General features: G+C 45.5%; 21 protein-coding genes and 1 tRNA gene. 11 read left to right on the top strand and 11 right to left on the bottom strand.

All coding sequences use genetic code 11. The features are described from left to right. Nucleotides 1–127 precede the first annotated feature (127 nt). From PN836_RS17475 to PN836_RS17435, 9 genes are all read left to right on the top strand, one after another. Nucleotides 128–204: transfer RNA gene (locus PN836_RS17475), tRNA-Ile, on the top strand. A 167-nt stretch (nucleotides 205–371) separates the two neighbouring features. Then, nucleotides 372–1,616 carry an integrase domain-containing protein gene (locus PN836_RS17470; RefSeq protein WP_395340753.1) on the top strand — a complete coding sequence of 415 codons (1,245 nt, stop codon included), beginning with the start codon at nucleotides 372–374 and terminating at the stop codon, nucleotides 1,614–1,616. After that, on the top strand, nucleotides 1,616–2,323 hold the full coding sequence (locus tag PN836_RS17465; RefSeq protein ID WP_395340752.1) for a hypothetical protein: 708 nt from the start codon (nucleotides 1,616–1,618) through the stop codon (nucleotides 2,321–2,323). Before PN836_RS17470 ends, PN836_RS17465 begins: the two co-directional genes overlap by 1 nt. 110 nt (nucleotides 2,324–2,433) lie before the next feature. After that, nucleotides 2,434–2,724, top strand: coding sequence for a helix-turn-helix transcriptional regulator (locus PN836_RS17460; protein WP_395340750.1), 291 nt, complete (start codon nucleotides 2,434–2,436; stop codon nucleotides 2,722–2,724). A 3-nt stretch (nucleotides 2,725–2,727) separates the two neighbouring features. Next, nucleotides 2,728–3,363 (top strand): hypothetical protein, encoded by a 636-nt coding sequence (locus tag PN836_RS17455; RefSeq protein WP_395340748.1) that lies wholly within the window; start codon nucleotides 2,728–2,730, stop codon nucleotides 3,361–3,363. Further along, nucleotides 3,354–3,656 carry a hypothetical protein gene (locus PN836_RS17450; protein ID WP_395340745.1) on the top strand — a complete coding sequence of 101 codons (303 nt, stop codon included), beginning with the start codon at nucleotides 3,354–3,356 and terminating at the stop codon, nucleotides 3,654–3,656. Before PN836_RS17455 ends, PN836_RS17450 begins: the two co-directional genes overlap by 10 nt. Further along, a complete protein-coding gene (locus PN836_RS17445) occupies nucleotides 3,649–5,961 on the top strand; it encodes an AAA family ATPase (protein WP_395340742.1) in 2,313 nt (770 codons plus the stop codon). The genes PN836_RS17450 and PN836_RS17445 overlap by 8 nt, the downstream gene beginning before the upstream one ends. A 395-nt stretch (nucleotides 5,962–6,356) precedes the next feature. Then, nucleotides 6,357–7,091 (top strand): hypothetical protein, encoded by a 735-nt coding sequence (locus PN836_RS17440; protein ID WP_395340740.1) that lies wholly within the window; start codon nucleotides 6,357–6,359, stop codon nucleotides 7,089–7,091. Beyond that, on the top strand, nucleotides 7,091–7,861 hold the full coding sequence (locus PN836_RS17435; RefSeq protein ID WP_395340738.1) for a hypothetical protein: 771 nt from the start codon (nucleotides 7,091–7,093) through the stop codon (nucleotides 7,859–7,861). The genes PN836_RS17440 and PN836_RS17435 overlap by 1 nt, the downstream gene beginning before the upstream one ends. Before the next feature lie 43 nt (nucleotides 7,862–7,904). Here PN836_RS17435 and PN836_RS17430 read toward each other — a convergent pair whose 3' ends face one another. From PN836_RS17430 to PN836_RS17410, 5 genes are all read right to left on the bottom strand, one after another. Further along, nucleotides 7,905–8,363 carry a 5' nucleotidase, NT5C type gene (locus PN836_RS17430; RefSeq protein WP_395340736.1) on the bottom strand — a complete coding sequence of 153 codons (459 nt, stop codon included), beginning with the start codon at nucleotides 8,361–8,363 and terminating at the stop codon, nucleotides 7,905–7,907. 38 nt (nucleotides 8,364–8,401) lie between these two features. After that, on the bottom strand, nucleotides 8,402–8,557 hold the full coding sequence (locus PN836_RS17425; protein WP_395340734.1) for a hypothetical protein: 156 nt from the start codon (nucleotides 8,555–8,557) through the stop codon (nucleotides 8,402–8,404). Nucleotides 8,558–8,873: 316 nt separating this feature from the next. Further along, nucleotides 8,874–9,092, bottom strand: coding sequence for a hypothetical protein (locus PN836_RS17420; protein WP_395340732.1), 219 nt, complete (start codon nucleotides 9,090–9,092; stop codon nucleotides 8,874–8,876). Between the two features lie 105 nt (nucleotides 9,093–9,197). After that, nucleotides 9,198–9,413, bottom strand: a complete 216-nt coding sequence (locus PN836_RS17415) for a hypothetical protein (protein WP_395340730.1) — start codon at nucleotides 9,411–9,413, stop codon at nucleotides 9,198–9,200. A gap of 128 nt (nucleotides 9,414–9,541) precedes the next feature. Next, a complete protein-coding gene (locus tag PN836_RS17410) occupies nucleotides 9,542–10,453 on the bottom strand; it encodes a tetratricopeptide repeat protein (RefSeq protein ID WP_395340727.1) in 912 nt (303 codons plus the stop codon). 882 nt (nucleotides 10,454–11,335) lie between these two features. Here PN836_RS17410 and PN836_RS17405 point away from each other — a divergent pair. Beyond that, on the top strand, nucleotides 11,336–11,740 hold the full coding sequence (locus PN836_RS17405; RefSeq protein ID WP_395340725.1) for a VOC family protein: 405 nt from the start codon (nucleotides 11,336–11,338) through the stop codon (nucleotides 11,738–11,740). Nucleotides 11,741–11,763: 23 nt separating this feature from the next. Beyond that, entirely contained in the window at nucleotides 11,764–13,776 is a 2,013-nt protein-coding gene (locus PN836_RS17400) for a ferritin-like domain-containing protein (RefSeq protein ID WP_395340723.1), read from the top strand. Nucleotides 13,777–13,904: 128 nt separating this feature from the next. On the opposite strand, the gene PN836_RS17395 is transcribed toward PN836_RS17400, so the two are convergent. From PN836_RS17395 to PN836_RS17370, 6 genes are all read right to left on the bottom strand, one after another. Next, nucleotides 13,905–15,962 (bottom strand): tetratricopeptide repeat protein, encoded by a 2,058-nt coding sequence (locus PN836_RS17395; protein ID WP_395340721.1) that lies wholly within the window; start codon nucleotides 15,960–15,962, stop codon nucleotides 13,905–13,907. Nucleotides 15,963–16,136: 174 nt separating this feature from the next. Then, the gene (locus PN836_RS17390) at nucleotides 16,137–16,721 is read right to left on the bottom strand and encodes a hypothetical protein (RefSeq protein ID WP_395340719.1); all 585 of its coding nucleotides are present in this window, start codon (nucleotides 16,719–16,721) and stop codon (nucleotides 16,137–16,139) included. A gap of 102 nt (nucleotides 16,722–16,823) precedes the next feature. Then, a complete protein-coding gene (locus PN836_RS17385) occupies nucleotides 16,824–20,900 on the bottom strand; it encodes a PKD domain-containing protein (protein WP_395340716.1) in 4,077 nt (1,358 codons plus the stop codon). A gap of 543 nt (nucleotides 20,901–21,443) precedes the next feature. After that, nucleotides 21,444–22,022, bottom strand: coding sequence for a hypothetical protein (locus tag PN836_RS17380; protein ID WP_395340713.1), 579 nt, complete (start codon nucleotides 22,020–22,022; stop codon nucleotides 21,444–21,446). A 313-nt stretch (nucleotides 22,023–22,335) separates the two neighbouring features. After that, nucleotides 22,336–22,875, bottom strand: coding sequence for a PEP-CTERM sorting domain-containing protein (locus tag PN836_RS17375; RefSeq protein ID WP_395340711.1), 540 nt, complete (start codon nucleotides 22,873–22,875; stop codon nucleotides 22,336–22,338). Nucleotides 22,876–22,936: 61 nt separating this feature from the next. Further along, nucleotides 22,937–26,125 (bottom strand): S8 family serine peptidase, encoded by a 3,189-nt coding sequence (locus PN836_RS17370; protein WP_395340708.1) that lies wholly within the window; start codon nucleotides 26,123–26,125, stop codon nucleotides 22,937–22,939. Nucleotides 26,126–26,392: the final 267 nt, after the last annotated feature.

The following is a 26,392-nucleotide window of genomic DNA, read 5'->3' as shown; positions in this document are numbered from 1 at the left end:
TATATGACGGCAAAGTCTTGGCAAACTTTAGCAATTGCAACAAGTTAGCTAGATTTTATGAAAAATATAGCGGGTGTTGGTGACATAAAACGCAAAAATCATTATACTTCGCTCCGCTTCAAACAATGGCCCGATAGCTCAGTTGGTTAGAGCATCCGACTCATAATCGGCAGGTCCCCTGTTCAAGTCAGGGTCGGGCCACCATTTTTTCATTCCAAAATACTCTATACGGGTCTAAAACTCTCTAAAAACAATAACTTAAAGCTAAGCTAGTGTTCTAATTGGTTCTTGTTGGTTCGCTAACATCTAGAACTTGATGTACCATTGAATGTAACATTGACTCGATAAAGAACGCGGAGTGTTACATTACGATGCCAAATACGACCACAGCACTGACCGATACAGAAGTAAAACAAGCAAAGCCAAAATCAAAAGAGTATTCACTGTCAGACGGTAAAGGGCTTGCGGTGCGCGTCAAACCGACCGGCACCAAAACATGGATATTCAACTATCAACACCCTATCACTAAGAAGCGCACAAACTTAGGCTTTGGTGTCTATCCCGATGTTACATTAGCCAGAGCGCGAGAGAAGCGAGCAGATGCGCGCGCATTGCTAGATAAGGGTATTGACCCGAAGCAACATAAAACCGACTCACTAGTAGCCGAGCAAGTTGCTTATTCGCGTACGCTCGAAGCCGTCACAAATCAGTGGTATGGACTCAAGCTTTCAAAAGTAAAGAAAGCAACCGCTGACAAGCACCTTGAGATTTTAAGAAATCATGTTTTGCCGGTGCTTGGGCAAAAGCCAATAAGAGAGATCACGCCTCTTGTTATGCAAAGAGTGCTTCGCCCCATCGAAGCAAGAGGTGCTTTAGAAACGGTTAAGCGATTGTGTCGCACAGTGAACGAGATAATGACCCTAGCATTAAACAGCGGCTACATAGACGCCAACCCGCTCACGCACATAGCAAAAGTATTCATAACGCCCGCACCCAAACATATGGCAACGATTAAGCCGGAAAGACTACCCGAGCTTATGCAGAGCCTTGCGAGTGCTAACTTAATGCTGACAACTAGGTGCTTGGTTGAATGGCAACTACACACCATGACCCGCCCGAGTGAAACGGCAATGGCAACATGGGATGAAATAGACCGAGATAAAAAAATCTGGATCATACCTGCCGAACGCATGAAGCGCGGCATCGAACATGTCATACCGTTAACAGAGCAAACACTAGCGCTACTCGATACGTTGGAATCAATACGTGGCAACAGTGATTACCTTTTCCCAAGCCATAGAGGCCACGGCAAGCACGCAAATGTCCAGACCGCTAACATGGCGCTTAAGCGTATCGGCTTTAAAGGTGAACTCGTCTCGCATGGTCTTAGAGCGTTGGCTAGCACAACGTTAAATGAACAAGGTTTCGACAGTGAGCTTGTCGAGGTGTGCTTGTCGCACGTCGATAAAAACAGGGTACGAAAAGCATACAACCGTTCGGATTACTTAGAGCGTAGACGCGTGCTCATGCAGTGGTGGTCTGAGCATATCGAATTGGCGGCCACCGGCAATATGAGTGTTGCGGCAGGCGCAAGAAATCTTAAGGTGGTGGGATAATGTCTAAATTCTTAACTAACTGGGTAGCGGATGCTTTACCCACTGACGAACGTGAAACACTCAGCCAATCGATAAATGAAAAAATTAAGCCGCAATTAGAAGTCTGTACAGATGCCGAAGCGACAGACACCATTCTTTCAAGCATACTTGATGCGGCCTGTGGTTATAGCACGTCGATTAAGGCGCAGACGCAAGCAAGCTCAATTACTGAATTGAAGCGGTCAGTTAAGCAAATGCATTCGGGTCTGGTATCCCTGAAAAAAGCGAGTGACAAAATGTGCAAAGTTACAAACGGTCATGTGGTGCCCGATATCAACTTCGTAAAACTTATGCGTAACGAACCATGCCTGAGCTTTGCGCAAGATGCTTTGGGCTTGTTGGCTTCGCAGGGCGAAGATGTAAGTGCGGCTATTGTTCGGCTACAAACCAAATTAGACTCGATGGAAACAAAGACAGGGCCGAACAAAGACGAAGCAAGGATACTCGCCGCGTTAATTGCCAAGGCGCTCAGAGATAACGGTCTGCCCGCAACTACTACTCGCAACCCTGATACAGGTCGAACTACGTTATTCAGTAAAATTTTGTATGACGTTTTCGAGATATTAGGCATTCGTCAAAGCGCTGATGATTGCATTAAAAATGTGAAGCGTATTGATATGGACTCTAGTCAAAACGGCGTCACGATTTTGGTAAACGAAAAAAGGTAGAGTCTTCTCAAAAACTCGCAGAACACTTCCTTACTCTTAAAACCCCACCGATTTTAGCATTGCTCCTATCCATAAAGACGAACTTTGTGGAACTTAACGGAGCATAGCAGATGCAAAATATTTCAATAATCAGACCCACCGAAGCACGAGTTGTTACTGGCTGCACGAAAACTAGAATGTGGAGCCTTCAACAAGAAGGACTGATGGTTAAGCCGATCAGATTAGGCCCTCGTTCCTCGGGCTATCTAAAGCACGAGATTGACGCCTTAATCGCAGCACGTGCCGCAGGTTGCGAAGACGCAGAGCTAATAAATTTAGTTAAAAAGTTAGAACTAAAACGCAAGCAAATCTTTGATGATGTGATGGCAGAATTAAATAAGCATGAAGCGGCGGAGGTATAAGGCATGAGCTTAAATAAGAAAGCCGGTGGTTTCGCCCCCACCGGCTCTACATCACCAACAAACACAAGGCATGTGATTGCAAACAAAAGTTTAGCAAAAAACAGCAATACAAACCATAGCTTAGAAGCGCGGCTTGAAGCCATGCTTGCTGTACTCGAATCAGCAATCAACAACACAGAATTTTGGTTTGAGAAGCGTTCATTCTGGATAGCCTTCCACGGCATTAAACATCTTGGATTTTGCGCCGGTGACCTAGGAATGATTTTCACATGGGCTTACGATTGCGGCGTCAAACTAGAGTACGATTTTAACGGCAGTGATGAAATTTATTTGCGCATCGATACCAAGCATTCACCTGCAAGCGAAGCCCTGAGCAAGTTCGCCCCATTACAGCGGGCTAAAGGCTTAGCACACGTGCTTTGTTTCTTGCTAGGTCGTGAGCAAAACTCATCAAACGCAGAGGTTAAAGAGGTTTTCAAAACTTATGAGGCTGAAGACCCGGACTTGTTCGGTGCTCAAGCCTTGCCGGTTGAAAGCATACAAACACCTGCATTGCTTCGCATTGCGTTAAGCCGTGAATGGCAAATGCTTCGGCCTGTCGCAAGACGGGGTTTGATGGAGGCCGAGTCATGCGCGTAAATCCGAAGAAAACGAAATTATCCGATTGCTTAGACAGCTTTTTACAAGCCGGTGCGAAAGGATTAAATCGCCTAGACGCGCTTAGCCAATACAATGACCTGTGCCTGCATAGCACCGTTTCAAAATTGGCAAATGATTACGGCATCGTGTTTGAACGCAAGTCAGAGCCGCATCGTGATAGAACCGGCAAAACGACATATCTCAAGCGCTATCGTTTAATTGAGCCAACGGCAATCGAGAGAGGTAGGCAACTGCTCGATGCTTGGGGCCGTGGGGGTGATAGCAATGAATAATCAAACTAATGCGCTCGCCATACATGGTAAGGCGCTTCAAGCAAAAGGCTACGAGCCTATCCCGATTAAACATAAACAAAAAGCGCCACTTATTAAAGGGTGGCGCGATGAAAGTTATGTTTGTGACATAGACAAATCACTGTCTAACGGCTATGGCGGGGATTATTGCAATGTAGGCATACCCGCACGAGGCCTAGTGGTGGTGGACGTGGATTGCTACGACAAAGATTTGTCCGGATTGCTTCTGAGGCAGACGATAAAGTTGCTCGGGGATACGCCCGTTCGCATAGGCCAGAGTCCTAAGTTTATGCTTTTCTACCGCTTGGAGGACGGCATAGTGCTCCTGTCTAAGTTCTCTACGCCTAAATTCTCAAGAGACGACGACGGAAAACAGACGACCGCACAAATTGAAGTGCTTGGATCAGGTCAACAATTCCTTGCGTACGGCACGCACCCGAACGGGCGTAAGATGCGTTGGGCGCAAATGCAAGACAACGGAAAACTGCAGCGATGCGATGGCCTAATAAGCATTGAACGTGACGATCTAACAGTAATCGCGCCGGACAGTATCATTGAACTGCAAGAGAAGTTTATGGAACTGGCGCAAGAAGCTGGCATGACGCCTGTTAGTCGTGGTTCATCACGCCTAAAAACTGAGAAAGGGGATGTGTTGTGGTCGCGCGAACACGGCGACATTAGCTTGCCGACTACTTCGAAATCCTTCTTCGACGAAATAGACGCCGCAATGTCCGTGCAAGACTTAACGCCTAAGCCCGACATCACTATAGAAGAAGCCCGAAAATACCTTGCAGCTATCCCGAACGATGGGAAAGCAGACCAAGAGCAAATCCAATACGATGATTGGTTCAGTATTGTTTGTGGTGTTCATCACCAGTTTGGCGGTAGCGAAGACGCGCTTGATCTCGCGCTAGAATTCAGCCGCCGTAATCCCGTACACAATGAAGACTTCTTTTTAGAACGCGTCTGGCCGTATATCGACAGCGAACGAGATGGCGGTAATACGTTTGCTACGGTTATTCACTACGCCAAGCCTTATTTGCCCGACGGTACTGGGCCACAGAATAAAGATATTTGGGCGGATTACTTCCACGATGCGACGGTGAATCAGGATTTAATCTCAAAGCCTTTGAAGCCTAGAAAATTCTTAATACAAGACATATTCCCTGAAGGTATCGTGGCGATTTTAAGCGCGGCAGGCGGGGTCGGTAAGAGCTATCTTGCGTTGCAAATGACCGTCGCGGTTGCGTCCGGTGGTGACCTTTTCAGCAACAAGGTAAACCGACAAGGGCAAGTCCTGTATTTGACTGCCGAGGATGATAGACCCGAAGCAGAGCGACGCCTTCAAAAGTGCATAGCGCACGCCGCATCCAATGCCGAAAAAGAATACGGGCACGAAGCGGCCAAGGCGATTTACGATAGTGTGCAAAACATACACATAAAATATATTGGCGGGGATAATCCTTCGCTCACAACAAAAGAGCGCGGCAAACAAGCGAGTCTATCCGACTATGGCGTAAAGCTGTCAGAGGCTATTGAGGACGCATATGGGACGAACTTAGCGTTGCTAATTATCGATACCTATTCTCGGACAAACGCAGGCGACGAGAACGACAACGGCGATGCAAAGGCCTATATCACCGCTGTTGAGATGCTTAAACCTAATGCGCGCTGTTGCACACTTATCCTTGCTCATACTCGCAAAGGTAGCGATAACGCACATATTGATGACGACGCCACCGGCGGAGCTAAACGATTGACTGATAACGCTAGGGCAAACTTTCTTCTTAGCCATTACTTGCCGGAGAAGAAGGCGGAAAGTCTGGGCATCAATAGGCGAAAGTACCTGATGCTTACTTTCGGCAAGAATAATTACGGTCCCGCAAGCGGGGAGCGTGTTTATCTTGAAAGGCTTTACGATGATAGAACAGCGCTTTTGCCACAAGGCGACATCATCGGCCTTGGTGGTGTATTAGAAAAATCGGTGAAGCTTGAAAGCAAGGCAACCGAAATAGGCCTAGACGCAATCGACAAAGCGCTTGTAAAGTCTATCCAAAAATTGCAAAACGATGGCAAGCCATTGACTAAAACTTTTTTAGACCGGAATGCGAAAAAGCTGACGGGCGGAAAAAGCGCAGGTGTAGGTCGAGACAAAGCCGTTCAAAGTTTGCATAAACTTATCGAGAAAGGGGAAGTAATTACCGTCAAAAAGGGGCGTGCTGAACGCTATCTTATCACAGATAAAAATGACTTTGATTCAGACGAAAATAGGGATTATTTAGCGTGATTTTCGATAGCACGGTTTTAACACAGTCATGCTCAAACCGTGCTATGTTTGTGCTATCAAAAACCGGCTTACAGCCCTTTAAAATCGGCATGCAAGACTTGAATTGTACAAAAATTAACCATAGCACAGTTGTAATGTGCTATGTATTCTACAGGCCACGGCTGGCGGGGGCTGCGAGAACACAGCCTCCCTATATATAGAAAGCAAAAGTGTGTTTTGCTTCTAAATATAGATTATTTCGCGGCGATCAGCCGCCGCCGAGAATGGAAAGAAAGGCCGTCCGTTTTCTTCTTATTTTGAAGGACTCGGAATAGTAGTCATTGTGGTTAGACATCGATCCTCGCAAATGAGATCATGTACACAAATTAGACAGCCGACACATAGAGGACTTTATCATGTCTAAAGCAGCAATTTACGCCGGACTCGGTCAAGGTTTGATGGCGTTAGGTGAAAGCGCAAGCCGCGCTATTTCGACAATGAGCATCGAGCAGATGCGCGAAAAGAATTTACGCGAGAATTGGATGCGACAAGAAAGCTCCCGCGACAAAGACCGACAGCTTAAACGCGAGCAAATCGAAAGCGATGACGCTCTGCGCAGAGATACGCTGACGCAAGATCAAAAGCATAGGGCGGGCTTAATGGCGCTTAGACGAGACGAGATGAGCGCACAAGACCAGCGGTGGCAAGCCGACACCCTCGCCCGTCGAGTAAGCGAATTAGATAAGCAATATACTGGGCGGATCGCGCAGTTGCAGGAGCAGGCGCAATTTGACACGAACGCACGGCAACAACTTGAAGCCGTATTTGAAAGCTACGTCCGAGACAAAGCCCGCTTGCTAGACGACGCACCCGCACATATCCGCAATGTGGCTGGATTCGGTTCTGAGCATAGTCGATTAAAAAGTGTATCGGACGGCTTAGCGAATAGACAAATCGGCTCGCCATATTCGTTAGCGCCTAAACAAGAAGCTCCACCTACCGAAGGCCCGAACGAAAACGGCGGTCTGTATTGGCCTCACGAGTACGTCGCCGACAGCCTGCCGAAGCTTTCCACCGGCATCGAGCGCAACGCCGAGAAATTTACACCGAAGAAAAACCAGTATGATTTTCAAGCGTGGAAAGGGTTTTAATGTTTACGGCACTCAAAAATATAAAACCTAAAAAGCAGATAATCAGGGTCACAAAGCGTATTGCTTACTCCATACCCGCTGTAGCAGTCTTTGCTTACATTGCAGGCATGGTCATCATCCCCTTCACACATGGAACACAATACCTCTTAGACACGTGGGCAAACTGGCAATCGTTCAACGCTGCGATAATCGGTTTCACCGCTGCTTTGACGGCGGTGTTATTTGCCTATTTTCAATATAAGGACAAGCTCAAAAGAGACTTCGACGCTAACGTAGCTATGCTACCGAACGTTCTCTCATTGCTTGGGCAAAACCTACATAGCGCCGCCACCTATTGCGTTAAGATACATGACGATATTGAAAAAGACGTAAATCAGCTTAATCTATCGCACCGTCCAGAGCCGATAATACTGGTGCCCGATGACCAAGCAACTTTCAAGAGCTGTTTAGCGAGCGCAGACGAAGATAAACGACATAAATTAAAAAGATTACTTCATAAGATACAGATTATTAACAGCAGGGTTATGCGCCTTTATCCGAGTGTTACGGTACAGTCAGGTATACCAAACTTGCTCTTTGACATAGCAAGCGCTTACGCATTAACAATGAACATACTTTGCGACGTGCGTGATATAGACGGTGAGCCCCTAAAGTTTGATGAGGACGATATCCCCGCCGCGCTAGCTATGTTTGGCCAGCAAGCGGAGGCCATAGTCAGACAAAGCAAGCACTACGACAAGTTTGTCGTAGAACAAAGTTCGAGTGTTTAAGTTTTCCCTGTCAAACGAAGCACTCTTTGGTAAAAACGGCCAATTAGACGCCAAGATAGTCGAGCACGCTTGCCCAATCAGGGAACCGTTCTGTGCCAAAGTGAACATGCTCGCCTGTGAACCTGTCTGCGCCGTTCGCAAGTCGATCGTCAATTAGGTAAGCCCCAGTATTCAAATGCTTGTTGTGGCTCAATATGAGCCGCTTATACACTGTACTGCCTAGATACTTCTTAACCCAATCAAGCTTATCGCTCCAAGCCGTACGGTTTTCCCATGGTGCGGTACTCAAAACATACACATCGAATTGCTTAGAGAGCGCCTCAACAGACTGAACGGCATTGCGCATAGGCTTCATCATCGAAAAGATATTAGGCACTTCATCTAAGCGGCCAGCGTACTGCGCCTTCGTTTCATCTGACAAGTGTTTAAAGGCGGAAGGAAAGTCAACTATAACGTTGTCCATATCAATATACATAACTGGTTTTGCTTCAATAAAACTCAATGCTTTGTTCCTATTTTTACTGGGTTTGAGATTATGGTTTACTCGTCACGCCGCAAAATACACTGTGCTTCTGCAAGGTTTAGCGGTGGTGGTTTCTTACCTGTTGCGACCATCCAAGCATCGAGCGCCTTTTTGTAATCAAACTCAGTATTAAATTGCTCGCGCTTAGGTGAATTTTTGTGTTGATGATCCATAGACATAACGTTCCTATAGCCGTCCGAAGTTAGCAGGTTATGCGTAACCAAGATAATGTGATTGTGCTTACGCTCATCCCGTTACCAAGTTTCACCGTATTCCGCTACTATATTCAGTAACTTGTATTGCAATTTAAGCATGCGATAATCCTTAACAGTAAAATGTGTTTCTACCCTATTTTTCGTACAAAAAGCCACATTCGACGGCGCGTTGTTGCTGTAAAAATAGCTATCGATACTACAATTAATTACCGTCTCAACGTCTAATAGCTACTAGTTACTTTGTAGCAATTCGAACGGTATCGACGAATAACCGTTACGACATACCTTCGCTTTCCAATAGCCGGTCTAGCGCCGAGCTCGCGGCGTTGGCGTTGTTTTGCACTAAGCCCAGCAATAAGCTCAAGCGCTCATACTCCAGCGCGGTGATGTCCGCTGATTTAATTTCTCGTTTCAATAACTCGATGTACTGCCCACCATCTGCTAGAAAGCCGGTGGCGGTGTTTACTTCTTGCTCAATGTATTCGGTATTCATAATTTGGTAGTCCTATTTCCGATAATTAAAAAATAGGCATCGCCACGGCTAGCATGCTTGCCCTGCAAAAGGTCGCCCAATACATGCGCCTGCCTGTCTAAACATTTAGACCAAACGGTCTAAGCTATCTTGTGTTCGATCGACCATCACCGCCAGTTCGCGCAGTTGCTTATCTAGCCGTTCGGTAACTTCGTCGGTGTTTAGCTCAGATACAGAGCATTCGATTTCGCGCATCAAATCTTGTTGTATTGCGGCGGAGCGCTGTGCTTTAAGCAGATGTTTGAGTGTTGCGCGTAGAGGTTTATCAGTTTCAAGATTCATGTTTGCTTTCCTATTCAAGATTCAAGAATAGGCATCGCCGTAACTAAGCTCCCCAACCGTAAATCGGTCGCCTTGGGTGAGACTCGTTTACCGGTAATTAGAGTAGTCCAAAATACTGTACCTTTCAATTAGTTTGAAATACATATTTTGAGGGCAACGTTGCACTTAAAACCGATAGGACAGTCTCCCACAAAGTTACAGGCTCCAATAACACTAGTGTTTGGTAGAACACTTTCAGGCTCTGGCATAGTTTGAATAGGAGTTTTGTATTCATTGACCTGGAGTAGGCACTGCCCTTGCGTTTGCATAGGTCCTTTCATGCACTTTTGCCCAAGAGGACAGTTATAATCTGAAAGACAACCGCTGCCGACATCTAGTTGTAAAGGCACATGTGTGCTTGGCCGATATATCGACGTGCTTCGACTTGTGCTTTTATACGAGTTAGTAGCTTGAGCCTTACCGTAGGTCGAATTGCTGTAAGCTGTCGTGTTAGACTCGGGCTGCTTGTATGCCTCAATCGTTGGGTACGTTACGGATGGTTGCGAACTCACTCCCGATAGAAAGCCAATAGCAAACGCGAGGTCCTTTTGTTGCTGTATTTGGACTTGCCTGCTGTACAAGTCAGGTTGAGGCGGGTTAATACCTAGTGAGAGCAGTTTTTGCCTAGCCTCGAGATTGTTCCATCTTGCCGCAAGGGTATACCAAGATAAGGCGGCCTCTTTGTGACCCTTCGGAAACTGAATATTAGCTAGCTTCACCATTGCAGGAACAAAACCCTGCTTAGCAGCTCGAATGTACCACTGTGAAGCCTCATTTACATTCAAAGGAGTACTTCCTAGCCCAGACTCCCAGAGCAAACCCACGTTGTATTGTGCGTACATATCGCCTTGGAGTGCGATTCTATTCCAGTGACTTGCAGCAGCGTCGTAATTACCTAGTTCATATTCATGGTTCCCTAGATCCAATGGCGTTGCGCAGCCAGCAAGAAAAACTATGAGCCCAAAAATATAAAGTAAATGTTTTCGCATGTATTCACCCATCAACTTTTCCTCAAATATTCCTTAAACACTATGCTCTAGAGCGCTCCAAAACAAGTAAGAAAAGGCCTAGTCTTAAAAGATGACTGCGAAGTATTGACACTGCATAGCAAAACCGAACATACGCAATCCTTACATTTGGCAATGTATTCTCGTCTGCCGCTCCACCGCAATAATTTATTAGCTCACTAGCCCGAACTCATTGCAACACTAAATGTAACACCAGAAAAAAACGTAAAAATATTTAATAATAATTTCAATAGTTTAAATCTCTTATTCAGGAGAGGGTCGGGCCACCATTTTTCTCACTGCTTAATAACAACACTTACCAATTCTTACAATTGGTCAACGTAATTAAGCTCCGGCTGCATTTGTCATCGCATCACTATTCTATATCAAACATCTAGCTGCTAGGCTTTAAGGAAATACTGCATCGCCCAAACTTCCTTACTCACAACCGTTAGAACTGAATATTTTGGGGCAAGTTCGCGCAGAATAGTGTTTAAGCAGGATTCTGATAGAAGTGCTCTTAAAAGTTTACTATCTTTAAATATTCACATGTTGATGAGTGACTTAGGTGATTTACTGTGGCCGCACTGACTCATCTGCAATTGTACTTACTGGGTCTTGCGGAACATACAGTGCTGCCGCTTTAGACTTGCTAGGTCAATGCGCCGTAGTGTTACTCCCCGATGCTTAAAATGAGAGGCTGCAAAGGAGTTTATAAATAAAAGACTTTGACGTTAAAGCGGCAACGTTAAAAGCGACGTCGCACAGAATAAACGCTACATTACAGAGATGACTCTCTGCACACTAGATATGTCGTTTAAAATAGTCTTAACTTAATCAACAACACGCAAGCACTTAGCTAGTAAGGAATGACAGATGCAATTTAAATATTTATACACCCGCTTGAATGTAAAAAGCGTAGCGGTTTCTAAAAAGTTTTATGAGGACGTGCTGGCGCTTGAGACGGTGTTTGAAGATAAAAGCGACGACTATGTCGAGCTTGATGCAGGTCCCATCCGTTTGTCTCTGTTCTCCCGCGCAAAAATGCGAGAGTTTATCCCTGATGAAAACGAACTCAAATATGAGGCACATTCTGCTCAGGTAGTGCTTACCTTCAAAGTAAGTGACTTGCAGAAAAGCATCTCGTATTTAAAGTCAAAAAACGTTGAGCTACTCGCCTCGCCAACCACATATTCTGACCGCGGGTTTGCATCTTGCTCTTTTCGAGATCCCGATGGCAACATCATAGAAATTGAAGAAATGTCCGACATTGCAATTTAATTAAGTAATAAGGAGTTCCCAGTTTGCCTGACTCTCAAGACACAAGCACGGCAAATCGTAAAAGCATCTTTGACGATTTGTACAATCCATCGCGTGAGCAACTTATTGGCATGCTGAGTGAAGCCTGCGAAATTGAGCATAACTTAATGTGTTGTTATTTATACGCTGCGTTTTCAATGAAGACTGATGAATCTGAGGGCTTAACAGCAGAGCAGGCAGAAAAAACTCGACGCTGGCGTTCAGAAATTATCTCGGTAAGCATTGAAGAGATGAGTCACCTGGCGATAGTGGCTAACATTATGAGCGCCATTGGTGCAACACCTCATTTCGGTCGACTAAACTTTCCTATCGCGGCTGGCGCACTGCCTGCGAACATGTCTGTTCGTTTAGCTCCCTTCGACATGGCGGCACTTGATCACTTTATTTTCTTGGAGCGCCCTGAAAATGTCGATATTAAAGACAGTGAGCCATTTGTATCAAGTGTCCATTATACCCGAAGTGCAATAAAACAGTCGAAGCTAATGCCAGTTGCTTACGACTATGAAACCGTTGGGCATTTGTATGAGACGATAGTTGACTGTCTTGAACGCTTGAATGAGCAGTACGGTGAAGATTGCTTATTTGTAGGCAACAAAGACCGACAAATAGGCCCTGACATCACGCCCTTACCCGGACTAATGACGGTTGATAATTTGCAAGATGCGAAAGCTGCAATAAAAACCATTGTTACTCAAGGCGAAGGTGCACCAGAAGATTGCGGTAAAGGGCATTTTGCGAGGTTTCTGGCAATCAAAAAAGAATATAAGGACATCCTACATAATCAGCCTGATTTTGAGCCGGGGCGCCCTGTTGCTGAAAATCCAGTCATGCGCAAACCACCCACGCCAGAAGGAAAGGTGTGGATAACTCAGCCAGACGCAGCCTCTATTGCCGATTTTACGAACGCCTTGTATGCACATATGCTCAGACTGCTGGCACAAGCATTCGGTCGCTCGGGAGGAAAGCAGGAAAAACGAGTGCTAATAAATGCGGCGACTGAAATGATGTATGCAATGACACCTGCAGCGCAAGGCCTTACAAAGCTTAAGGCTAACGATAAAGATGACTGTAATGCAGGTATGAGTTTTGCCACTTTGCGATCAAGCGCTCCCCTTCCGGAGCAGACTGACTGGAAAGTGTTACAAAGCCGATTCAAAGAAATTGTTGAAGTAGCCGAGACGCTTACTGAGATTGGTGCGGATATCGCACAGTCGGTTGCGTTGTTAAAAACGACCGTAAGCAATTTTGAACGCGAGTCTAACAAAATCTTAGCGCAAATAAACGATGAGGCAAACAACGCCGAATCTAAAAAAGATGACGAAAATACGGCGGAGAAAACACTTATGTCGGACCTTGATGAAGATGCAAAGGAAGTCGTAAAGGGTGAACACTTAACGCTCAGCTTTGACGGTAACAAATGCATTCACGCAAGATTTTGCGTCATCGGCGCCCCTAAAACCTTTTTGGCTAATGTTGAAGGGCCGTGGTTACATCCTAACCAAACCCATCCAGATAAACTTGCCGCAATTGCCCTGGCCTGCCCCTCTGGCGCAATCACAGTCGTTCGAATAGATGGTCGACCCGACGAAGGCGCACCTGAAGTGAATACCATAAAAATAAGGGAAGATGGTCCGCTAGCGGTGCACGCTGATATTACACTTAACGACGTTAAGGACGGCTTTAGACGCACGCTCTGCAGATGCGGCAAGTCAGAAGCGAAACCTTATTGTGATGGCAGCCATGTACAGGCGGAGTTTTCGGCCAGTGGCGAGCCTGCGAGCCGTAACATAGATATGCTGGACACGCGCGATGGCCCCTTATTAGTCAACACCATGAAAGATGGCCCACTGCAGATTAGTGGTGCCCTTGAGATACTATCAGGAACAGGTCGCAACGTTGAGCGAACACAATCAGTTCGCCTGTGCCGTTGTGGACATTCTGCAAATAAGCCTTTTTGCGACAATACTCATGCTCAAGTCGGCTTTAAAGCCGACTAAGCATTGATGGAAAATAGAGATCTTGTGAGTAAATAAAGACGATGAGCTTATAGATTTTTACTGATGAACCTCGTTACTACACTGATGGCATAGCAGTGTCCAAAGTAGCCTGCTTAGTCAGTGTGGTTCTAGAACCTTTGCTCTAGTCCATAAACCGGACATAGCTCAACAAGTTCCTCTCTCACCCGTTCAGACGTTTCGTGCGCTCCGATGCTTTGCGCCATTTCAATTAAACGTCTTTTTTCCTGCGTTCCATGAGCGTCGCTTCGTTCAGTAAAGGCCTTAAGTTGTGCTTTTGTGCGGTCTATATCAATTTCTCTATTCGCTAATGTATCTAGTTTAAATTGATAGTAAAACTCAAAGAGCTCAAGCGAGGCCTTGCGCGACTCCCTGAGCATATCTTCTTGCAAGTACTGCAAGGCTTTCTCAAAATTTTCAGTTGCTAGGGCGCTGTTATCCAGCTTTTCATATATGGAAGCCAGCTGCGCCCAGACTTGATGAACACGAAGATCGGGCTGCAGCGAAATACTCGTTAGCATATTATCAAGCGCCGCTTGGTATTCTTGATTTAAATAATGCATTGTCGCCAAATTCTCAAAAGCAAAATATTTATTATCAAAGCGATCAATGACCGATAGCAGCGTTCTTTCCGCTTGTTCAAGCTGTGCTAGACAAATTTGCATCACGCCTAAATTTGCACCAATTATTTCCTGCGGATTTATCTTGTATGACGCGGCAAAATAGTTTTGAGCACCTGCAACATTGCCAGTTGAAAAATATTGTTGCCCAATAAAATTGTAAGCCCGCCAATATCTGGGCTCAAATTCGATGCTGGCTAAGGCAAGATTGATAGGGGTATCGAAAGCTGCGGCAGTTTGCGATTGTTCACCTAATTTGCTCAAAATATTTGCTAATAACAAGGCAATTTCGTAGTGACCTCCATCCTTGTCATAAAGGGGTGCAATAAGCTCATAGGCTTGCGCTTCTCTGCCAGTGAACGAGTAAAGCTGTGCCAGTGCAAGTTTAGCATCAATGCTGTCTGGCGCTTGCTCAATGGCCTCATCACAGTGGTTTTCGGCTTCTATCCATGTTGAAAGCTCATCGTCAAACCACTGGCTTTTTACTAATGTGTCGCAAAGGCCTGCGTGCGCTTGTGCCAAATTAGGAGATATTTGCAAGGCCTGACGAAATATCAGCTCTGCTTCTTCGTATTCTGTTTGGGATGCGCTAAAAAACAACCGGTCTTTCGCTTGTTGAGTTAACAACAAAGCTCTGTTTGACACCATGGTAGCCGGTAACTCACTATGCTCTAATAAAGTTGAAATTTTTTGCTTTAGTCTATCGCCTACAGCATTGGCTTCAAAATCCAACCATTTAGGGTGCGCCAACTCATAAGCAATAAACACGCTACGATTTTCGCCAATCCATTGTATCTGCATCAAGTCGAACACTGAGCCTTTGGTCATGTTCAGACGAAGAATTAATTGCACTGGCCATTTTTCATACATGGCACTTGTGGAAAGAGAAAAGTCAGCGCTAGTGGTAGAAAAAACGAAGTTAACATTATCAAGTTCATTCAGTGAATTTTGAATCGCCTTTCTAAGTTCCAAGGGGAGCTCTTGTGAGAGTACTTTTACCCGCACTTTTCCAAGCACAGGTGTAATGGGATCTACACGCAAGGTAGTGTGCATTGGTTTTTCATTTGCGCTGAGCGGAGCGTGTTCGTCAAACAAAAAAATAACAACCATGGCGAGCACGGATATAAAAAAAATCGCAGCCAGTGCTGAATATAAAGTACGGCTCTTTTTCGGCTCTGAGTGGTCGCTCGCGCTTGCTTTGGTATCTTGTTGGGCCGTGTTGGAGATTGATGAATCTAATTCCGTATTTTCATCATGAGTTTCAGATTGAGATTGTTGTAATTCATCTAAGGTCTGTTCATTGGTGTTGATAATAATCTCGTGAAGTTCAACGCCCAGTCCTGCTGCTATACGCAGCAGATTTTTAAGAGAAACCGGTTGTTCTCTGAATACTTTATTTACCAGATTGTACGGTGGCTTAGAAAGAGACTCGATTTGCGCAATATGCTGCGCCAGGGCTGATTGACTACCAAATCCTTTTTGCAGCATGCACTTTTCGAGTTTATGTCGGCATGCTTTTATACCACGCTTTCGTTTGCGTTCATCCATAACTGCATGAATAGCCTTAAATATTTTGCAGTGATGTTAGCAGACAAAAGAAAGTGTGTATATTCATTCACACCTATCTACCAGGCAAACGCGTCCCTCAGTGACACACAGAAGGTGTTTCTTATTTTGATAGAAAGAGCGTAAATTACGCTCTTTCTATTGAAACATAAGCAATCAGTTTTGTTTTCTGCGCAAGCATATGACGGTCAATGCGGCAAATAAGCTAAGTAATGCACCCGGGGCACTTGCACTGATAGGCGGTGGGGTGACATTAACCGTTGCGCTAAAAGCAGTAAAGCCTAACGACAAACCAAATGCATCAGAAAGCATAGCGTCGGTCACCTCAATCACCGTTGTACCAAAGCTGCTCGCTTCGAACTCAAATGACACAAGCGGAAATTGATTAGCTTGCGCAGACAAATCAAATGCGAAAGACAGCCCTGAAATGTTTGACACATCATCAATTATCAAACTAAGTAAATCAAATTCTTCCAAACCTGGTGCTAGATAGACGTCGAGCAAATTAAAATTCCCCGGATTTGAAGTCGAAACAAAGTCAATATCAAAGCCGCCTAAATCGTCGTTCTCACCCAAGTTCGATATCCACAAGTCGATCACGAAGCTGTCTCCTAAGCCCACATTTTTGACTAGATTCGCTTCGCTTGCATCAAAACTTAAAATTGGTGTTGCGTTTGCCAAGCCTGTGGTTAAGGCGAGAAACAGCCCTAAGGTTTTAAGTGTATGCCGTATATATTTCATATTACTTCCTTTTTTGTTCTGCTACTGACTGTAGTTATTATTAGTTAAATTTTGCGTGGCAACAATTTATGTCGCCACGCATTTTTTGGATACGCTTATACCCTAGGGCGTTGCACAACTGGGCAAGCTGCACATTGTCACGCATCCTCTTGCATCGAAAATGTTGATCAGTCCATCTTCATTCCAATCTGCTGGATCATCTGGGCCTGTTGCGCTTGCGCCATTCATCAAGAATATAGAGGCAACATCAATCCTGTCTACCACACCATTGTCGTCAAGGTCACATCTTGCAATTGGCGTAGGCTCCACAGTAATTAGCACTGTGTCGACATCGTCCGCTTCTGAGTCGCTTACCCTAAGTGACACTTCATACGTGCCTGCTGCATCTGGCGTAAAGGACGCTAAGCTGCCATCGCTAGTAATAGCAGAGCTATCCAAATCACTAGTGCTTGGCAGTGATATAAATTGCCATAGATAAGTCAGTGGGGCCGGACCACTATCAGGATCCATACTGCCCTCTCCTGATAGATTTACGCTGTCTCCTAAGGCAACAGATTGATCTTCACCAGCATCAGCGACGGGCGCGATATTAAGTGCATTTACAATAACATTTAGGGTGGCTTGATCCTCTAATTCGCCATCAAATACTCTTAATGAGACCATATACACGCCAGCTACATCAGGATTAAAGCTAGTTAAAGCAGAAGTCAACTCAACGATATCGTCTGCCGTGATGCTGCTAGACGAAGGCACTGAAACAAAACTCCATTGATAGCTAAGCGTATCAGGACCTGAGTCAGGATCGAAACTACCTGTACCATCTAAACTTGCGTTGTCGCCTAGATTCATATCAATGTCTTCAGTCACAATAGCAACAGGCGCGATGTTTGCCGGTAGCGCTTCAATGGTGACTGCAACCGTAGTAGTGTCGCTTGCCTCTCCATCAAATACGGTTAGCTGGAACAAATACGAGCCTGCGGTTTCTGCGAAGAAAGTAGTAAGTGCCGCATTGGTATCCACAATATCAGCGCTTTGATCACCGATGCTCTGCCATGTGTATGTCAACGGCATTGGGCCTCCATCGGCATCTGAACTAAGTGAAGCATCCAGCGTGATTTCATTACCAACTTGGAATACACCACTGGCACTTGCTACGGCGACAGGGACGGTGTTCTCAGTACTCACACTAACTTCAACGGTATCTGGCAAGCTATCTGCGAAACCGTCGTTTACAGTGAGACTAAATACATAAACTCCATCAACGCTCGGCGTAAACGAAGGCATTGCTGAGGCAGCGTCACTTAGACTTACACTTGCGCCAGCAGGTTGCGTCTCGATTGTCCAAGCATAGGTAATAATATCCATGTCTGGGTCAGATGAAGCCGAGCCATCAAGGTCGATAAGATTGCCATTAAGCACATTTTGATCGATGCCTGCATCAGCTAATGGCAGTTGATTCTCAACAATAATCGTTGTTTCAGCGCTGCCGGTGAGCAAACCATCGAAAACGGTTAATTCGACTTGATATGCCCCCAGTACATCAGGCCAGAAGGTAGACACCACAAGCTCTGCATCGCTTAGGTCATCGCTTGTTAGGTCTGAACCATCAGGAACTGCAAGCAGTCTCCAGCTATATGATAGTGGATCTGGTCCCATGTCAGGGTCAATAGATGCACCGCCGTCAAGTCTCACGTCTTCATTTCTAAATACCGTTGATGGTGCGCTGATAGAAGCAATAGGCGCCTCAGGCGGGTCGATTTCTTCTGGCACATTGTACTCGATAAGATAATCGCCTGTGCCAGTGTCATCAACCGTCGAAGAACGGTTATCCAGCACTACAAGTGTATGTACTCCGTCTTCTAAAAGACTAAAGTCTATTAAGCGAGCCTGTGTATTATCTTGAGTTTGAACGGCTCTGGCGCCACTTGGGGATTGAATTGTAAAGAGCACTGAAAGATCAGTACTATCTACGTCAGTGATGACAAAACTTACCTCAGCCCCTACTTCACCCGCAAAGGTGTATGAGTCTAAATCGCCCAATGTAATCGTTTCACGGGTAGACCCGACACCACTGAGCAATCCATGTTCGTTTGCACCGGGCGCTTTTATGTAATGAAGCTGATAATCGCCCACGCCGGTATCGTCCACGGTAGAGCTGCGGTTGTCGGACACAATCAAGGTATAGGTGCCGGTTTTCGGGGCGAACATAGTCACTCTTGAGACCGTATTGCCTTGTCCGTTTGCCACGCGAATGCCGTCAGGATCATACAAATCTAGTCTTGCAGAGAGCGTGTCTCTTTCAATATCTGCGAGAGATATTAAGGCATACTCACCAAGCTCTGCATTGAAAGTCCATGAATCAATATCGCCCAGCGTCACAGTTTCAGTCACAAAATCCCCGTTGACTAAATTGCCATGCTCATTGGCGTCTGGCACGCGAACGTAGTGGAGCTGGTAGTCGCCTACGCCGGTATCGTCTACGGTAGAACTGCGGTTGTCAGCAACAATTAAAGTGTAAGTGCCAGTTTTCGGCGCAAACATGCTCACTTTTGAGACCGTATTGCCTTGTCCATCTACTACGCGAATGCCGTCAGGATCATACAAATCGATGCGAGCGGATAAGGTGTTTTGTGCAATGTCTACAAGCGAAATAAAGGCATATTCACCTTCGGATACATCAAAAGTCCATGAATCGATATCGCCCAGCGTCACAGTTTCAGTCACAAAATCCCCGCTGACTAGGTTGCCATGCTCATTGGCGTCTGGCACGCGAACGTAGTGAAGCTGGTAGTCGCCCACGCCGGTATCGTCTACGGTGGAGCTGCGATTGTCAGCAACAATCAAAGTGTAGGTGCCGGTTTTCGGGGCGAACATACTCACTTTTGAGACCGTATTGCCTTGTCCATCTACTACGCGAATGCCGTCAGGATCATACAAATCGATGCGAGCGGATAAGGTGTTTTGTGCAATGTCTACAAGCGAAATAAAGGCATATTCACCTTCGGACACATCAAAAGTCCATGAATCGATATCGCCCAGCGTTACAGTTTCAGTCACAAAGTCTCCGCTGACTAAATTGCCATGCTCATTGGCGTCTGGCACGCGAACGTAGTGGAGCTGGTAGTCGCCTACGCCGGTATCGTCTACGGTAGAACTGCGGTTGTCAGCAACAATTAAAGTGTAAGTGCCAGTTTTCGGCGCAAACATGCTCACTTTTGAGACCGTATTGCCTTGTCCATCTACTACGCGAATGCCGTCAGGATCATACAAATCGATGCGAGCGGATAAGGTGTTTTGTGCAATGTCTACAAGCGAAATAAAGGCATATTCACCTTCGGATACATCAAAAGTCCATGAATCGATATCGCCCAGCGTCACAGTTTCAGTCACAAAATCCCCGCTGACTAGGTTGCCATGCTCATTGGCGTCTGGCACGCGAACGTAGTGAAGCTGGTAGTCGCCTACGCCGGTATCGTCTACGGTGGAGCTGCGATTGTCAGCAACAATCAAAGTGTAGGTGCCGGTTTTCGGGGCGAACATACTCACTTTTGAGACCGTATTGCCTTGTCCATCTACTACGCGATTGCCGTCAGGATCATACAAATCGATGCGAGCGGATAAGGTGTTTTGTGCAATGTCTACAAGCGAAATAAAGGCATATTCACCTTCGGACACATCAAAAGTCCATGAATCGATATCGCCAAGCGTCACAGTTTCAGTTACAAAATCCCCGCTGACTAGGCTGCCGTGCTCATTGGCATCCGGCACGCGCACATAATGCACGTTGTAAGCGCCAGTTGCATCATCGTTAGTCCCTGACGAACTGTTGTCTCGAATGGACAAGGTGTAAACACCACTTGCGGGAGCGAACATAGAGACTTTTGATACAGTGTTCCCTTGAGCGCTTGTAATAACAGAACCGCTGGCACTGCTAATTGAAATGGCTGCCGACAGTGCTGTCTCGCCAATGTCGACCACGCTGATAAAAACATATTCACCCTCGTTGGCCGAGAAAGTGAATGTGTCGACATCACCGGGGAAATCAATTGCACCGGATACAACACCGCCGTTTTCTAACGATTGCGCAGTAGCGCTGGATGAAAAGCCACTGCATATGAGAAAAGTTAATACAGCCGCAAGGCAATACAGTTTAATGGGAATATAAGACGGTAAGGTCATGAGCGAGTCCTTAGTTTTTCATTCACGGCTATCACAAGCAATTTTGCTTTTGGAGCACGTTTATATGTAAAGACACTCTTTAATTTGAAAGCAGACCCATTGGATCTCAAATAGATGGACACCAGTGTCGAAGCAAACGAGACGAAATTACGTGCATAAAAACGCAGAAACGTCTGTATACAAAAATCAATCTCACCTATATTACACTGATACAAAGCATAGTACTTTGCACGCCTTGAACGCTTAAGCTCTTCTATAGTGTTCTTAAGTGGTCTTAAGTGAAGCTAAGTGAAGGAAGCATTTCGCTGCATTCCGCGCAAATAATGACGAGCACTAACAAAAACTGAGATAGTATTTTAACCTGAATCTGTGTTTAAGAAACGGCGCTCAGTACCGCTAGAATTGAGTGTTAAAATTATATTTAAGCTGGTGAAACAAGCAGTTGCACCATTCCTTAAACAGGATTCAGGTTATTCTAGATGTATGCAAGTTGTTTTAATCGGTGATACAGATTGCATCACCGATTAAGGGAGAGCACGTAGCTTAGTCGTCAGGAAACACCACTTGATCCAATTGAACCACCGCTTCGTTGCCAGTATACAAGGTGCTCGCATTTTCAACAAACACACGTACATGAACAGCAAGTACCTCTTCACCTGCTATAATAGGTGGCCTGACAAACTCACGCTGTGTCCAAGGACCGGGCGTAAGCGCTAGAAAATCGACAGCGCTGCTTGCATCCCGTTTCATCACAACAGACCCATCCGCTTTCTTAACTTTGAGCAAGGACTGAACATGAACACCGGGTATGTTTGTTTTGATCACATAACTATAGCGCTTCATGTCGTTTTGCTCACTCAACTCAGGGGACACAAAGTCAAAACGCATGTAGCCCGATGGTGCAATGCCTGAGAAACAATAATACGGTAGAGTCATTCTCAAAGAGCCTGAATCTGGATTATCCGAAAAACTGTAACTATCACGGACTACAAACATCCACCCGTTTAGGTGAGCAGGGTCTGAGCAATAATAAAGCTTATTGTATGTGTCACCATCGTAGACACCGTCAACCGTGAAGCCCTCCTTGGTTCCATCATCAAACAAAAAACAACCTGTCAGCATCAATGCTGCACATGCGATTGTTATGAACCTTTTAAAACATACAAAAATCATCGTAGTATCTCCTTTTAGATCATATGAAGTTCATTTCCCGATAAAGCTAACATGATGATTTTTTTAACGACTGTGAGAAATGTAATAAAACTATAAGGAAAATATAAGAAGCTAATAAGCTATTGATTACTCTAGTTTATTTTGGAATAACTTCATTTAAGACTGATTTTTCATTTAAAGATCGCACAACAATCTCAGGTGTATAAATATAAAAAAGCCCAGCAAATGCTGGGCTTTTGAAAAACGAATTTTTCGTATTCAATTACGCACGCTTGCGACGAACCAGCAGACCACCTAGCGCTAGCGAAAACAACGCTACTGTTGCAGGAGCATTCACTACTGCAGCGCCTAAACTAATTTCATCAGCGAATACATCGAAGCCGGTCGCGGTAAAGACTTCTAAGAAGCCAAAGTCGAAAGCCGCATCGTAAAATGCTTGATAGCTCCATGTGGCTGCAGGAGAGAAACCAACATCATCTGCATCGATAGAGAATAACTCAATGCCTCTTTCCAAATTGTCAGAATCAATAACAACCTGAGAAAACAATACATTAAGATTATCACCCCATGGATATAATCCGCCTAAATCAAACTTGGTTACTTCAACCGGATCGCCAAAAGCAGAGTCCAGGATACCGGTACCGATTGCTTCATCAGCCACTTCGACTTCAATCAAGCCGATAAGCCCAAAAGAATCGAATATTTCTTGCTTAATTAGGATCGCGTTGGCACTAAATGATGTAGCAAGCAGCATAGACGCTACGAGTGCTGTACTTGTTATTAGTTTTTTTAGAGATTTCATAATTACTTCCTATTTTATACTATTTGACGGAAGAGCCTCAGCTCTTCCGTCGTTCCCTAAGTTACGGTTGTACTTCTAGCACTGTCGTGCCTTGAGCGTCACCAGAATCATCAATAAAGGTTACAGTACCCATGTATAACTGATCTGGGTCTAGGCCTCGAGTGGTTAAGTAGATGTTTTGGAATCGACCGTTAACTGCACGGCTAGACGCTGACATACGAGTTGTACTCTCTGCGCCATCTACAATCCAAGTTGCTACTGTATAATCTACTGGCTCGTCTGACTTGTTCTGAACAAACAAGATGTATAAAGCACCTGGGTCAGCGGGGTCATTTCCAACTGGGTTAACCAAAGTGATATCTTCGTTTGAGTCAGGGTTGGTTGAAGACTCAACTAAATTACAAGAGAAATCAACACAGCGATAAACGTATAGATCAAGGTCTGCACCCTCAGTTCCAACCAGTCCATCAGAAAGCGCAAAACGAATTAAGCTGGCTTCTGGAATTGTTAGGAATGTTGAGCTGTCAAGGTTTGCACTGAAGTTAAACGCACCTGGCAGTGAAATCGCAGTATCTGAGATGCCTGCCGCTGGCGTTAATCCTTCGTACTCCATACCAAAGCTGCCGTTATACAGAGTTTGTACAAAGATTGGTGCGCGACCTCTGTTAAGCGTTAAGCTTAAGGTCTCAGGCACTTCGATGGTAGTGATTCGTGCAGGGTTAATCGCAATCGGACTACGCGCTTCAAGGCCATTGTCACCCACAAGCGTTACCGAACCATAGGCAAACACTTCTGGTACAACGGTGTCCTCATCGATGGTAAAGGTAAGCGCATAACTGGCGGTTCCGTTCGCTGCTACTTCTAACAGGTCAGAATCTGTCTCTACACCGTCAGCATCAAAGGTTGCTACTGAAACGTTAATGCCAACAGGCGCTTCAACTTCAACTGTGTAAGTTGCGTCTTCACCGGTTACGTCAGTAACTGTACGCGAAACTGTTTCACCTTCTTCTAACAGCTCTCCAATCGCAATTGAAGGATAGTTAAGCTGCGTAGCATCCGTTGCAAAACCGTCCGCTGTTAGCGTCGCACAATCAGTTCCACCAAGCTCAGCTACCAAGCCTTCTTCACCTTGACCACATAAGAAGCCGAGGTAATCGCCTGTGTTAGCACTGTATACAACACCCGGATTCATAGCAGGAACAGGATCAACATGACCTGCACCGAAGTCAAACGGATCAGCAGGCGTTGTACCGTCTTCTTTTACAACATTCTGGCGAGCAGTTGTCATAATGGCAGACTTTATTTGCGCAGGGGTCCACTCTGGATATTGACCAGCGAGTAAGGCAGCCATACCGGCAATGTGCGGGCTAGACATTGAAGTACCCTGCAAATAGGCAAAATCTTCACCTTGAGGATTACCACCAAAATCAAGTTGCTCTGGACTTGATGCCGCTAGGATGCGAACACCAGGCGCGGTGATATCTGGTTTAATAATATCATTGGTCTGCGAGTTAACACCACGAGATGAGAAACCAGCCATAATGTTACCGACTTCTGTCGCCGTAGTAGAAGCACCGTCGAGTGTCATTGTGACATTGACTGTGCCTGCAGCAACACTATCAACAAGACGAAGTCCGTCTTCGTTGGTTACCATAACACCCGGAATTTCAATACCTGTTCCGTCACCACCCATTGCGATAGGGGTGCGCGAATCACTATACACGACTACACCAGTTGCACCGGCCGCTTGAGCGTTAAGTATTTTATCTGAGAAGTTACATGCACCACGTGAAATAAGGGCAATGTTACCTTCAATTGCATCAGGGTTGGTTAGTGGATCACACGCAAGTAAAGGCTCTACAAGCGCTAAATCACCCGTTACACCCTCTTCTGGGATAGGCGTAGTGATTCCACCAGGAACAGAAAACATACCCTCGCCTGCAAGCGTACCGCTGTTGATTGCAAGCTCAGTACCGATGACCGCAGAGGTACCATCGTAAGTAGAGGCTGCAACGGTAGCAATCCAAGGTGCGATGTTGCTTACTGTTTCAGGGCCAGGACCACTATTACCAGCAGACGCTGAAAAGAATACACCGGCATCTGCTGCGACTAACGCAGCGTTGTAGACTGGCGTGTTAATGTTGTTTGAGTTACCAATAGAATAGTTAAGTACATCAACCCCATCGGTTACTGCTGCTTCAATTGCGGCCATGCTGTCGCCGAAGAAACAACCACGTTCGTTAACACCCTCTGGTGATACATAGTTTGCGTTCCAGCATACTTTATATGCTGCAACTCGTGCACGTGGCGCAATACCAGAAACCGTACCTACGTCTACTCCGCCAAGCACTGCAGTTACGCCTGCATTACCTGCCGCTGTAGAAGCTGTGTGGCTGCCGTGACCGTCTGCATCTCGCGCAGACACAAATTCGCCCAAATCAAAGCGCATTTCGTACACGCTTGAGAAGGTTTCACCGAAATAACGTGCACCGATTAATTTATTGTCACACTCTACGACGTCGACTTCTAATTCGTCATTTGTGTAAACAACTGTGCCGTCGTCAGCGGTAAATGTACCTACTGAACCTACATTACATTCACCAGCCCAGCGCTCTGGAGCAGGGCCATAAGCCATTTCATCTACTGACGAGTCTTCGCTAAACGATGGATTTTCTGGCCAAATACCAGAATCGAGAATACCAACGATTACGTCTTCACCTTTTATACCTAGGGTATGCTGACCGTCTGGACCAGTTAAACCCAAGAAGGCAGGCGTATTTGAAGTTTGAAGTTGATGTACTTCGTCTGCAAAAACTGCGGCAACTTCGGGATGAGCCTGTAGGGCTGCAACTTGAGCTGGCGTTAATGAAGCTGAAAAGCCATTAAACGTATGAACATAGTTGTAAACAATGTCACTAGCACCCACTGAAGACGCAACAGATTCTTGCATGTCTTTTACAGCTTCTACATATGCTGCAATTTTCGGAGAGTTGGAATTGTATTGGTTTCCAAACTGACCTGCAATTTGGTTACTTGGTTTAAGTTCACCTAATTCAGAGGCTAATGCGATTGCAGGCGCTCCTTTTAGTTGAACAATGTATGCATTTCCTTGCTGCGCCACAACTGGCGCCGGTCCTGTCGCTGTGAACTGACTTTTATCGACATTCACTACATACTCTGAAGCTGACGCCATGCAGCTCAAAGCAATGCTCGATAAAGCAATACCACCTAGGTATTTATTTAACTTCATTTACGTCTCCCATTGACATTATTTTTAGCACTTAATTGAACCATTGATTGAAATACGTCAGCTTCAATGCTGTTCTTATTCTTAAGGTTCAAACAGTACATTTTTTGCACACCACATGATCACAGTGGTGAGGCCAGCGACCAAAAAATTAATTGCGAGTTAAGAAAGTGATAGCTAGCCAAACACATTTGCAAAAATTATGCCCTAGAGGTAAGCCACTATAATCATTCAAGTTTATCCCTTCCATTTCTTCGAACGTTAACTTTT

Source organism: Ningiella algicola, assembly GCF_028401415.2.
Lineage (GTDB): Bacteria > Pseudomonadota > Gammaproteobacteria > Enterobacterales > Alteromonadaceae > Glaciecola.
This window is presented reverse-complemented; position numbering and strand designations above follow the sequence as displayed.